This is a genomic window from Pseudomonas sp. JQ170C, from assembly GCF_035581345.1.
Lineage (GTDB): Bacteria > Pseudomonadota > Gammaproteobacteria > Pseudomonadales > Pseudomonadaceae > Aquipseudomonas.
This window is the reverse complement of the sequence record NZ_CP141608.1, coordinates 5,378,292-5,390,241: the sequence shown is the minus strand read 5'-3', so window position 1 is coordinate 5,390,241 and position 11,950 is coordinate 5,378,292. Positions and strand designations below refer to the sequence as shown.

9 protein-coding genes are annotated in these 11,950 nt (G+C 61.5%); 7 read left to right on the top strand and 2 right to left on the bottom strand.

Annotation, left to right across the window (positions count from 1 at the left end):
• Positions 1-60: 60 nt before the first annotated feature.
• Positions 61-525 (top strand): bacterioferritin, encoded by a 465-nt coding sequence (gene bfr, locus U9R80_RS24575; RefSeq protein ID WP_028944474.1) that lies wholly within the window; start codon positions 61-63, stop codon positions 523-525.
• Between the two features lie 103 nt (positions 526-628).
• On the opposite strand, the gene uvrA is transcribed toward bfr, so the two are convergent.
• Positions 629-3,463: an excinuclease ABC subunit UvrA gene (gene uvrA / locus U9R80_RS24570; RefSeq protein WP_301839895.1), complete on the bottom strand. Its 2,835-nt coding sequence runs from the start codon at positions 3,461-3,463 to the stop codon at positions 629-631.
• A 129-nt stretch (positions 3,464-3,592) separates the two neighbouring features.
• Between uvrA and U9R80_RS24565 the strand changes: the two genes are divergently transcribed.
• On the top strand, positions 3,593-4,987 hold the full coding sequence (locus tag U9R80_RS24565; RefSeq protein WP_301839896.1) for an MFS transporter: 1,395 nt from the start codon (positions 3,593-3,595) through the stop codon (positions 4,985-4,987).
• Between the two features lie 9 nt (positions 4,988-4,996).
• Positions 4,997-5,512 carry a single-stranded DNA-binding protein gene (locus U9R80_RS24560; RefSeq protein ID WP_301839898.1) on the top strand — a complete coding sequence of 172 codons (516 nt, stop codon included), beginning with the start codon at positions 4,997-4,999 and terminating at the stop codon, positions 5,510-5,512.
• A gap of 69 nt (positions 5,513-5,581) precedes the next feature.
• Here U9R80_RS24560 and U9R80_RS24555 read toward each other — a convergent pair whose 3' ends face one another.
• Positions 5,582-6,061, bottom strand: coding sequence for a GlcG/HbpS family heme-binding protein (locus U9R80_RS24555; RefSeq protein ID WP_301839899.1), 480 nt, complete (start codon positions 6,059-6,061; stop codon positions 5,582-5,584).
• Positions 6,062-6,288: 227 nt separating this feature from the next.
• Here U9R80_RS24555 and fdnG point away from each other — a divergent pair, with 227 nt between their 5' ends.
• The 4 genes from fdnG to fdhE are packed head-to-tail and all read left to right on the top strand — an operon-like array spanning position 6,289 to position 11,885.
• Positions 6,289-9,354 carry a formate dehydrogenase-N subunit alpha gene (gene fdnG, locus U9R80_RS24550; RefSeq protein ID WP_301839900.1) on the top strand — a complete coding sequence of 1,022 codons (3,066 nt, stop codon included), beginning with the start codon at positions 6,289-6,291 and terminating at the stop codon, positions 9,352-9,354.
• Entirely contained in the window at positions 9,354-10,304 is a 951-nt protein-coding gene (gene fdxH, locus U9R80_RS24545; RefSeq protein ID WP_301839901.1) for a formate dehydrogenase subunit beta, read from the top strand. The genes fdnG and fdxH overlap by 1 nt, the downstream gene beginning before the upstream one ends.
• The gene (locus tag U9R80_RS24540) at positions 10,301-10,954 is read left to right on the top strand and encodes a formate dehydrogenase subunit gamma (protein WP_301839902.1); all 654 of its coding nucleotides are present in this window, start codon (positions 10,301-10,303) and stop codon (positions 10,952-10,954) included. The genes fdxH and U9R80_RS24540 overlap by 4 nt, the downstream gene beginning before the upstream one ends.
• A gap of 4 nt (positions 10,955-10,958) precedes the next feature.
• Positions 10,959-11,885, top strand: coding sequence for a formate dehydrogenase accessory protein FdhE (fdhE, locus tag U9R80_RS24535; RefSeq protein ID WP_301839903.1), 927 nt, complete (start codon positions 10,959-10,961; stop codon positions 11,883-11,885).
• Positions 11,886-11,950 lie beyond the last annotated feature (65 nt).

Sequence of the window (11,950 nt, the reverse complement as noted above, 5' to 3'; positions counted from 1 at the left end):
CAGTGACCTCGCGATCATCCTGGTTCAAACTAAGACTTTCAAACAGGGAGAGGCAGGGCGATGCAAGGTCACCCGGACGTAATCGATTATCTCAACACGTTGCTGACGGGCGAACTGGCGGCACGCGACCAATACTTCATCCATTCGCGGATGTACGAAGACTGGGGCTTGAGCAAGCTCTACGAGCGTATCAACCACGAGATGGAGGAAGAGGCTCAGCACGCCGATGCCCTGATGCGTCGTATCCTCATGCTCGAAGGCACTCCGCGGATGCGTCCTGACGACCTCGATGTCGGTGCTACCGTGCCAGACATGATCGCCGCCGACCTGCGCCTGGAATACAAAGTGCGTGCCGCGCTGTGCAAAGGCATCGAGTTGTGCGAATTGCACAAGGACTACATCAGCCGCGACATCCTGCGCCTGCAACTGGCTGATACCGAAGAAGATCACACCTACTGGCTGGAAAAGCAGCAGGGCCTGATCAAGTCGATCGGCCTGGAGAATTACCTGCAATCGCAGATGTAATTTCACCGGTACAAAAAAAAGCCCCGCCAATGCGGGGCTTTTTGTTTTGCCTTGCAGAAGCGCGCTTGCCCCGCGAAATCAAAATCGCGGGGCAAGCGGGCTGCTACGCACGGTCCCGCAATAGCAGCGGCTTGAGATAGTAGCCGGTGTAGGACTGCTTCATCTCGGCCACTTCCTCAGGTGTGCCACACCCAATGATCTGCCCACCTTTAGAGCCTCCCTCCGGCCCCAGGTCGACAATCCAGTCGGCAGTCTTGATCACGTCCAGGTTGTGCTCGATCACCACCACAGTGTTGCCGTGGTCGCGCAGACGGTGCAGTACATCAAGCAGTTGCTGGATATCGGCAAAGTGCAGGCCGGTGGTCGGCTCGTCGAGGATGTACAGCGTCTTGCCGGTGTCACGCTTGGACAGCTCGCGGGACAGCTTCACCCGCTGCGCCTCGCCACCCGACAAGGTGGTCGCCGACTGCCCCAGCTTGATGTAGGACAGGCCGACATCCATCAGGGTCTGCAGCTTGCGGGCCAAGGCCGGTACAGCGTCGAAGAACTCACGGGCCTCCTCGATGGTCATTTCCAGGACCTCGTGGATGTTCCTGCCCTTGTACTTGATCTCCAGGGTTTCGCGGTTGTAGCGCTTGCTCTTGCACACGTCGCAGGGCACGTAGATGTCCGGCAAAAAGTGCATTTCGACCTTGATCAGGCCGTCACCTTGGCAGGCCTCGCAGCGCCCGCCCTTGACGTTGAAGGAGAAACGCCCCGGGCCATAGCCGCGAGAACGGGATTCCGGCACGCCGGAGAACAGTTCGCGAATGGGTGTGAACAACCCGGTGTAGGTCGCCGGGTTCGAGCGCGGTGTACGGCCGATCGGGCTTTGGTCGATGTCGACCACCTTGTCCAGGTGTTGCAGGCCGTCGCAGCTGTCGTGCGGCGCCGCCTCCAGCGTACTGGCGCCATTGAGGGCGGTCGCACTGAGCGGGAACAGGGTGTTGTTGATCAGCGTTGACTTGCCCGAGCCCGAAACCCCGGTCACGCAGGTCAGTAGGCCGATCGGAATTTCCAGGTCGACATTCTGCAAGTTGTTGCCCCGTGCGCCCTTGAGCTTGAGTGAAAGCTTTTTGTTGCGCGGGGTGCGCTTGGCCGGTACGGCAATCTTGACGCGCCCTGACAGGTACTTGCCGGTGAGTGAGTCAGGGTGGGCCATGACCTCGGCCGGTGAGCCTTCTGCCACAATCTGGCCGCCGTGGACGCCGGCCCCTGGGCCGATATCCACTACATAGTCGGCCAGGCGAATGGCATCTTCGTCGTGCTCGACCACGATTACCGTGTTGCCGATGTCGCGCAGGTGATTGAGGGTCGCCAGCAGCCGGTCGTTATCGCGCTGGTGCAGGCCGATGGAGGGCTCGTCGAGGATGTACATCACCCCGACAAGGCCCGCGCCGATCTGGCTGGCCAGGCGGATACGCTGAGCTTCACCACCGGAGAGCGTATCGGCGCTGCGGTCCAGGGTCAGGTAGTCGAGGCCGACGTTGACCAGAAACTGCAGACGCTCACAGATTTCCTTGAGGATCTTGTCAGCGATCTCGCCACGGCGCCCGGTCAGCTTCAGGCCGCCGAAGTAATCGCTGGCATCGCCGATCGGCAGGCCGGTGACTGCCGGCAGGGTCTTTTCACCCACCCAGACGTGTCGCGCCTCACGACGAAGGCGCGTGCCGCGACAGTCGGGGCAGGGTTGTGTGCTGAGGAACTTGGCCAGTTCTTCGCGTACGGTGGCCGATTCGGTCTCGCGATAGCGCCGCTCCAGATTAGGCACGATGCCTTCAAAAGGGTGCGAACGCTTGACGATGTCGCCACGGTCATTGAGGTACTTGAAGTCGACGTTCTGCTTGCCGCTACCGTGCAGGATGACTTTCTGCTGTTCCGCCGGCAGCTCGCCAAAGGGCACTTCGAGACTGAAGTCGAAATGCGCGGCCAGCGAGCCAAGCATCTGGAAGTAATAGACGTTGCGCCGGTCCCAACCGCGTATCGCGCCCTCGGCCAGGGTCAATTCGTTATTGACCAGGCGCTTGGTGTCGAAGAACTGCTTGACCCCCAGGCCATCGCAGGTCGGGCAGGCGCCCGCCGGGTTGTTGAACGAAAACAGCTTGGGCTCTAGCTCGCTGATGGCATGGCCGCAGATCGGGCAGGCGAAGCGCGCCGAGAAGATCATCTCTTCAAACGGCTCGTCATCCATCGACCCCACCAGGGCAATACCATCCGCCAGCTTCAGTGCGGTTTCAAAGGACTCGGCCAGGCGCTGCTGCAGATCTTCACGCACCTTGAAGCGATCGACCACGACGTCGATGGTGTGCTTTTTCTGCTTATCCAGTTTCGGCAGTTCATCGAGCTCGTACAGCTTGCCGTTGACCCGGGCGCGCACAAAACCTTGGGCGCGTAGTTCATCGAACACGGCCAGGTGCTCGCCCTTGCGTTCGCGAATTACCGGGGCCAGCAGCATCAGCTTGCTGCCTTCAGGCTGGGCCAGCACCAGGTCGACCATCTGGCTGACGGTCTGGGCTTCGAGCGGAATGTCGTGGTCCGGGCAGCGTGGGGTGCCGACACGGGCATAGAGCAGGCGCAGGTAGTCGTAGATCTCGGTGATGGTGCCGACGGTAGAGCGGGGGTTGTGCGAGGTCGATTTCTGTTCGATGGAAATGGCCGGTGACAGGCCCTCGATGGTGTCGACATCGGGCTTTTCCATCATCGACAGGAACTGCCGGGCGTAGGCCGACAGCGATTCGACGTAGCGACGCTGGCCTTCTGCATAGAGGGTGTCGAAGGCCAATGACGACTTGCCGGAACCGGACAGGCCGGTAATGACGATCAGCTTGTCCCGGGGCAGGGTCAGGTCAATGTTCTTCAGGTTGTGGGTTCTTGCCCCACGAATCAGGATCTTGTCCACTGCGGCCTCGCTCGGCGGGCATAAACAGTTGAGTATACGGCTCCCTGCCATTACGCGGCAAAGCGTCGCGTATATGCCGTTAAGCGATGGGACTGGTAGAATCGCCGCCGGTTCACACGAGGTTTATCCATGCACGATCCCCACAGCGAACGCATGAGTGGCAGCGAAACCCGCGCCGCAGGCGGCCTGGCCATGGTGTTCGCCTTCCGCATGCTGGGCATGTTCATGGTCCTGCCGGTGCTGGCGACCTATGGCATGGACCTGGCTGGCGCGACGCCGGCGCTCATCGGCCTGGCCATTGGCGCTTATGGTCTGACCCAGGCATTTCTGCAGATTCCATTCGGCGTCATTTCCGACCGTATTGGGCGGCGCCCGGTGATCTACCTGGGCCTGGTCATCTTCGCCCTGGGCAGTGTGCTCGCGGCTCAGGCCGACTCGATCTGGGGCGTGATTGCCGGACGTATCCTGCAAGGCGCTGGCGCGATTTCCGCTGCGGTAATGGCATTGCTGTCGGACCTTACCCGGGAGCAGCATCGGACCAAGGCCATGGCCATGATCGGTATGAGCATCGGCTTGTCCTTTGCGGTGGCCATGGTGGTGGGGCCATTGCTGACCCGTGCTTTCGGCCTCTCGGGGCTGTTCCTGGCTACTGCCGCTTTGGCGCTGGTGGGCATCGCTATCATTGCATTCGTAGTGCCCGCGTCACATGGCGCCCTTCAGCACCGTGAGTCGGGTGTCGCCAAGCAGGCGCTGGGGCCGACCTTGCGTCATCCGGACCTGCTGCGCCTGGATGTGGGTATCTTCGTCCTGCACGCCATTTTGATGGCCAGCTTCGTTGCCTTGCCTCTGGCGCTTGTAGAGCGGGGTGGCTTGCCCAAGGAAGAGCATTGGTGGGTGTACCTGACCGCCTTGCTGGTCTCATTTTTTGCAATGATCCCGTTCATCATCTACGGCGAGAAAAAGCGCAAGATGAAACGTGTCCTGCTGGGCGCGGTCAGTGTGTTGATGCTCACCGAGCTGTTCTTCTGGCTGTCAGCAGACAACTTGCACGAACTGGTGATCGGCACCGTGATATTCTTTACTGCCTTCAACCTGCTGGAGGCATCCTTGCCTTCGCTGGTGAGCAAGGTGTCGCCCGCCGGCGGCAAGGGCACGGCAATGGGGGTTTACTCCACCAGCCAGTTCCTTGGTGCCGCGCTGGGAGGAATTCTCGGTGGCTGGTTGTTCCAGCACGGTGGCCTGAGCACGGTGTTCCTGGGCTGCGCAGCCTTGTGTGCACTGTGGTGGATCGTGGCCCTGAGCATGCGTGAACCACCGTACGTGACCAGCCTGCGCCTGCCGTTGTCGGCCGAGGCGGTCCGCGAAGCGGGACTGACCGAGCGGCTGCTGGCCGTGCCGGGTGTAACCGACGCAGTGGTGGTGGCCGATGAAGCCGCCATCTATATCAAACTTGATACACAAATTTTGGATCGCACGACCCTGGAGCGCCTGGTAAACCCGGCCTCCGAAGCGTGCGAAGCCTAGGAGAACGTTATGGCCCGTGGGGTTAACAAAGTCATTCTGGTCGGTACTTGCGGTCAGGATCCCGAAGTCCGCTACCTGCCCAACGGTAACGCCGTGACCAACCTGAGCCTGGCCACCAGCGAGCAGTGGACCGACAAGCAAACCGGCCAGAAGGTCGAGCGCACCGAGTGGCACCGCGTTTCGATGTTCGGCAAGGTTGCCGAGATCGCCGGCGAGTACCTGCGTAAAGGTTCGCAGGTCTACATCGAAGGCAAGCTGCAGACCCGCGAGTGGGAAAAAGACGGCATCAAGCGTTACACCACCGAAATCATCGTCGATATGCAGGGCACCATGCAGCTGCTCGGCGGTCGTCCGCAGAACCAGGACGGTTCCCAGCCGCAGGGCGGCAACAACTACAACCAGGCGCCGCGTCAGCAGGCTCCGCGTCCACAGCAATCGGCGCCGCAGCAGCGCCCTGCGCCTCAGCAGGCAGCACCGCAACCGGCTGCGGATTTCGACAGCTTTGATGACGATATCCCGTTCTGATTGCTTGCCTGATTCTGCTGTCCCGAAAGCCCGTGGCCTTGCGCTACGGGCTTTTTTTTTGGCGTTTCTTTATTGATTCAGTTGATCAATGGCCGCCTGGGCAAATTGGCCATCCAGTTCAGGCGTTGCGCCGCTGATACCAATACCGCCGATGTGCGTGCCACTTTTGGACATGATCGGCAATCCACCTTCCAGCAGCAGAAACCCGGGAATGGATGCGTAAGGATTAGCTGGAAGCCCGGCACTGCGCTCTGCCAGCACCTTGGTTGATACCGGGAATTGAGCGGAAGTCGATGCCTTGAGCTGGGACACCTGAATGCTGCCGACGCTGGTGTTGTCCATGCGATGGAAGTGTTTGAGGTTGCCATGGTTGTCGACAATGCTGATGACGATCGAGAAGCCTTTTGCCTGGGCTGCCCGCGCTGCGGCATCGACCATGGTCTGTGCCATCTGCGAGGTGATCGAGGGCGCCTCGGCTTGTGCCGGGCCTGCGAGGATCAATGGTGCAATCACTGCAGTGAGCGCTGCGAGCTTACGTGCTGTTTTCATCGTGGGGAGCGGTCCTTGGTTACGATTTGCCAACGTAGCAGGGCGTTTCGCAGCGATAAGTAGTCCTATTTCCCTGTGTGGTGTCAGGGTTTTCTGGTTGTACCCACTCTCTCTTCTGAAATCTTGACTAGAGTATCAACTGGTGACTGCTGTAAATGTCGCCACCGTGATCGTTCAAGAGACGCCGGCAACGTCCCGCGCGTCCACCACCTGATCAGGAGTGCACGATGGATCTCAACCGTCGGCAGTTCTTCAAGGTCGCCGCAATCGGCCTTGGAGGCTCGAGCCTGGCTGCGTTGGGCATGGCCCCGACCGCGGCCTTCGCCGAGCAGGTGCGTCACTTCAAGCTGGCGCATACCAAAGAAACCCGCAACACCTGCCCGTATTGCTCGGTGGGTTGTGGCTTGATCATGTACAGCCAGGGTGATGCGGCCAAGAACGTCGCCCAGAACATCATCCACATCGAGGGTGATGCCGACCATCCGGTGAACCGCGGCACGCTCTGCCCCAAAGGCGCGGGCCTGCTCGACTTTATCCACAGCCCCAACCGCCTGCAGTACCCGCAGGTACGCAAAGCGGGCAGCAAGGAGTGGACGCGAGTCTCCTGGGATGAAGCGCTGGACCGCATCGCTGAGCTGATGAAGGCCGACCGCGACGCCAACTTCATCGAGAAGAACGTCCAGGGCCAGACGGTCAACCGCTGGCTGAGCGTGGGTTTCCTGGCCGCTTCGGCGTCCTCCAACGAAGCCGGCTACATGACCCACAAGGTCATCCGCAGTCTTGGCATGCTGGGGTTCGATAACCAGGCACGTGTCTGACATGGCCCGACGGTGGCAAGTCTTGCCCCGACGTACGGCCGTGGAGCCATGACCAACCACTGGACCGATATCGCCAACGCGAATCTGATCCTGGTGATGGGTGGCAACGCTGCAGAAGCCCATCCATGCGGCTTCAAATGGGTGACCGAGGCCAAGGCCCATAACAAGGCCCGGTTGATCGTGGTCGACCCGCGCTTCACCCGAACCGCCTCGGTAGCCGACTATTACGCGCCGATCCGCACCGGCACGGATATCGCCTTCATGGGCGGGCTGATCAACTACCTGATCAGCAATGACAAGATCCAGCACGAGTACGTGCACAACTACACCGACGTGTCGTTCATCGTCAAAGCAGGCTTCACCTTTGAGGACGGCTTGTTCAGCGGCTATGACGCCGACAAGCGCAGTTACACCGACAAGTCCGGCTGGAGCTATGAAATCGGTGAAGACGGTTTTGCCAAGGTCGACCCGACCCTGCAAGACCCGCGCTGTGTATTCCAGCTGATGAAGCAGCACTACAGCCGGTACACCCCGGAACTGGCCAGCCAGATCTGCGGCATGCCGGTGGACAGCATGCTCAAGATCTGGGAAGAGATCGCCACCTGCTCGCAGCCGGGCAAGACCATGACGATCCTCTATGCCCTGGGCTGGACCCAGCATTCGATCGGCTCGCAGATCATCCGCAGTGCGGCCATGGTGCAATTGCTGTTGGGTAACGTCGGCATGCCAGGCGGTGGGGTCAACGCCTTGCGCGGTCACTCCAATATCCAGGGGCTGACCGACCTTGGGCTGTTGTCCAACCTGCTACCCGGCTACCTGACCCTGCCGTCGGATGCCGAACAGGACTACAACGCCTACATCGCCAAGCGTGCGTCCAAGCCGCTGCGACCGGGGCAGATGTCCTATTGGCAGAACTACGGCAAGTTCCATGTCAGCCTGATGAAGGCCTGGTATGGCGCCAACGCCACGGCCGAGAACAATTGGGGCTATGACTACCTGCCCAAGCTGGATATCCCCGGCTACGACGTGTTGAAGATGTTCGACATGATGGCCAAGGAGCAGGTCAACGGTTACTTCTGCCAGGGCTTCAACCCGATTGCCGCCTTGCCGGACAAGAACCGTGTCACCGCCGCATTGAGCAAGCTCAAGTGGCTGGTGGTGATGGACCCGCTGGCCACCGAGACCTCGGAGTTCTGGCGCAATGCCGGGCCGTACAACGATGTCGATTCGGCCAACGTGCAAACCGAAGTGTTCCGCCTGCCGACCACCTGCTTTGCCGAGGAAGACGGCTCGCTGGTCAACAGCAGCCGCTGGTTGCAATGGCACTGGAAGGGCGCCGAAGGGCCGGGTCAGGCCCGCACCGATGTGTGGATCATGAGTGCGCTGTTCCTGCGCCTGCGCGAACGCTACCAGAAGGAAGGCGGGGCCTGGGCGGAGTCGATCCTCAAGCTCAGTTGGCCGTACAAGGTTGCCCACGAACCGACACCGGAAGAGATTGCCAGGGAGTTCAATGGCTACGCCGTGGCCGATGTCACCGATGCCACCGGCGCGACCCTCAAGGCCGGGCAGCAACTGGCCGGCTTTGCCCAGCTCAAGGACGATGGCAGTACCGCCTCCGGATGCTGGATCTTCTGTGGCAGCTGGACCGAGCAGGGCAACCAGATGGCCCGGCGCGACAATGCCGATCCGTTCGGCATGAAGCAGAACCTGGGCTGGGCCTGGGCATGGCCGGCGAACCGGCGGATTCTCTACAACCGGGCATCGGCGGATGTGCAGGGCAAGCCCTGGTCGCCGAACAAGCGCCTGGTGTGGTGGAACGGCAAGGCCTGGGGTGGCACCGACGTGCCGGACTTCAAGGTCGATGTGCCGCCAGAAGCAGGCATGAACCCGTTCATCATGAACCCCGAAGGCGTGGCGCGCTTCTTTGCCCTGGACAAGATGACCGAAGGGCCATTCCCGGAGCATTACGAGCCGTTTGAAACACCGATCGGGGTCAATCCGCTGCACCCGAACAACAAGAAAGCGATCAGCAACCCGGCGGGGCGGGTATTCGATTCGGTGTGGGACACGCTGGGGCAAGCCAAGGACTTCCCTTACGCGGCAACCACGTACCGGCTGACTGAGCACTTCCACTTCTGGACCAAGCACTGTCCGATCAACGCCGTGACCCAGCCGGAGCAGTTCGTCGAAATCGGCGAGGTACTGGCCAAGGAGAAGGGCATCGCCGCAGGCGACCGGGTACGTGTCACCTGCAAGCGCGGGCATATCGAGGCGGTGGCGGTGGTGACCAAGCGGATTCGGCCGCTGCAGGTCAACAACCAGACCGTGCACCAGATCGGCATCCCGCTGCACTGGGGCTTTACCGGAGTGACGCGACACGGCTACCTGACCAACACCCTGGTGCCGTTCCTCGGTGACGGCAATACCCAGACGCCGGAATCGAAGTCGTTCTTGGTCAACGTGGAGAAAATCTGATGGCCAGCCAAGACATCATTGCCCGTTCGGCCACCACTACACCGCCGCCGTCGATCCGCCAGCAGGAGGAGGTGGCCAAGCTGATCGACACCACCAAGTGCATCGGCTGCAAGGCATGCCAGGTGGCGTGTTCGGAGTGGAACGAGCTGCGTGACGAGGTGGGCCATAGCTATGGCACCTATGACAACCCCCACGACCTGAGCGCAGAAACCTGGACCCTCATGCGCTTCACCGAGCATGAAAACACCGATGGCAACCTGGAGTGGCTGATCCGCAAGGACGGCTGCATGCACTGCGCCGACCCCGGTTGCCTGAAGGCCTGCCCCAGCCCCGGGGCGATCATCAAGCACGCCAACGGTATCGTCGACTTCAACCAGGACCACTGCATCGGGTGCGGCTACTGCATCACCGGTTGCCCGTTCAACATTCCGCGGATTTCGCAGAAGGACCACAAGGCCTACAAATGTACCTTGTGCTCCGACCGCGTTGCCGTGGGCCTTGAGCCGGCATGCGTGAAGACCTGCCCGACCGGCGCAATCGTGTTCGGCAGCAAGGAGGACATGAAGGAGCATGCCGCCGAACGTATTGTCGACCTCAAGTCGCGTGGCTTTGACAACGCCGGTCTGTACGACCCCGATGGGGTCGGCGGCACCCATGTGATGTACGTGCTGCACCACGCCGACTCGCCGAAGCTGTACGCCGGCCTGCCGGACCAGCCAGTGATCAGCCCGTTGGTGGGGTTGTGGAAAGGCGTGAGCAAGCCGCTGGCGCTGCTGGCCATGGGCGCGGCGGTGCTGGCCGGGTTCTTCCACTATGTTCGGGTCGGCCCGCAGCGGGTCGAGGAAGACGAGCACCCCGGCGCAGCGGATACCAGCGTGCATGTCGTTGATCCGGCGGTGCATGTGTTCGACCCGGGCAAACCGGGTGCGCAAGGGGAGGAACGGCCATGAGCGACAAACCCATCCTGCGCTACAACGCCAACGAACGGACCAATCACTGGATCGTCGCGATCTTGTTCATCTTCGCCGGATTGTCCGGGCTGGCGCTGTTTCATCCGGCGCTGTTCTGGCTCAGTCATCTGTTCGGCGGCGGGCCCTGGACGCGCATCCTGCATCCGTTCCTGGGTGTGGCCATGTTCGTGTTTTTCCTGGGCCTGGTGTTTCGCTTCTGGCGCGCCAATTTCATCAGCGGCAACGACCGCTTGTGGTTGCGGCGCATCGACCGGGTGATGCGCAACGAAGAGGAGGGTGTACCGCCAATCGGCAAGTACAACCCAGGGCAGAAACTGCTGTTCTGGACCTTGCTGATTTGCATGTTGATGCTGTTGTTGAGCGGCATCGTGATCTGGCGGGCCTGGTTCAGCCAGTACTTCGATATCGGTGCGATTCGCCTGGCGACCTTACTGCATGCACTGGCGGCGTTTGTGCTGGTGCTGAGCATCATCGTGCACATTTATGCCGGGATCTGGATCAAGGGTTCGGTCAGCGCCATGCTGCACGGCTGGGTCAGTCGTGCCTGGGCGAAAAAACACCATGAACTCTGGTATCGGGAAGTGACCCGCGAAGATCCGCCAGCCCCGGGAACCCGCAAAAAAGGATGACCTCTTGAGCACTATTCTGGAACCTGGGCAAATTGAAGCGGCGGCCAGCGCGCCGCCGTTTCTCTACCTGCCACCTGCAAACCTGTTCGCGTTGCGCGCCGAGCGCCTGGAGACCCTGGCCCAGGGCAACGCACTGGGCGACTACCTGCTACTGATCGCCAGCCTTTGCCGTGTTCAACAAGACCTGCTTGATAACCCACCCGTGCCCGCACCGCAGTACAGCGAGCGCCAGCGGTTATGCCTGGAGCACGGCCTGCCGCCATTGGCAGCCGACAGCCTGGTACGTGAAGGGCATTGGCTGGCATATCTGAACGCCTTGCTTGAGCGCTACCCCAAGCCGGCCGCCGCCGAGCTGGCGGCCGCCCTCAACAACCTGCGCGAGGCCCGTGACGAACAGCGCAAACTTTGGGGCATCGCCTTGCTGACCGGGCAATTCAGTGCGGTGCCCGCGGCGCTGGTGCCGTTTCTGGGCGCAGCACTGCAAGCGGCCTGGAGCCATTGGCTGCTGAACCTGCCCGGCACCGAGCCCAAGGCGGGCGACAGCCTTTGCCAGTGCCCGGCCTGCGGATCGCCGGCCATGGCCGGGGTGATCCGCCACCGTGGCAAGCACAATGGCCTGCGCTACCTGGTGTGTTCGTTGTGTGCCTGCGAGTGGCATGTGGTGAGGGTCAAGTGCGTGTATTGCGAGCAGAGCAAGGGGCTTGAGTACTTCAACCTGGAAGATGATCGCTACGCTGCCGGCAAGGCGCCCTTGCGTGCCGAATGCTGTCCGGGCTGCAAGAGCTACCTCAAGCAGATCTACCTGGAGAACGACGCCGGGGCGGAAGCGTTGTCGGCGGACCTCGCCAGCCTGGCCCTGGACATCCGCCTGGACGAGGAGGGCTATCAGCGGCTGGCGCCGAACCTGATGCTGGCGCCGGGAGGGGAGTGAGGCCAGCGTCTACACTCCTCGCGGGGCAAGCCCGCTCCTGTCGTAGGAGCGGGCTTGCCCCGCGA

Coding starts and splice junctions, on each gene's coding strand:
- U9R80_RS24540 (WP_301839902.1), top strand. CDS start 10,301: ATGAGCGACAAACCCATCCTGCGCTACAACGCCAACGAACGGACCAAT.
- fdxH (WP_301839901.1), top strand. CDS start 9,354: ATGGCCAGCCAAGACATCATTGCCCGTTCGGCCACCACTACACCGCCG.
- U9R80_RS24560 (WP_301839898.1), top strand. CDS start 4,997: ATGGCCCGTGGGGTTAACAAAGTCATTCTGGTCGGTACTTGCGGTCAG.
- U9R80_RS24555 (WP_301839899.1), bottom strand. CDS start 6,061: ATGAAAACAGCACGTAAGCTCGCAGCGCTCACTGCAGTGATTGCACCA.
- bfr (WP_028944474.1), top strand. CDS start 61: ATGCAAGGTCACCCGGACGTAATCGATTATCTCAACACGTTGCTGACG.
- U9R80_RS24565 (WP_301839896.1), top strand. CDS start 3,593: ATGCACGATCCCCACAGCGAACGCATGAGTGGCAGCGAAACCCGCGCC.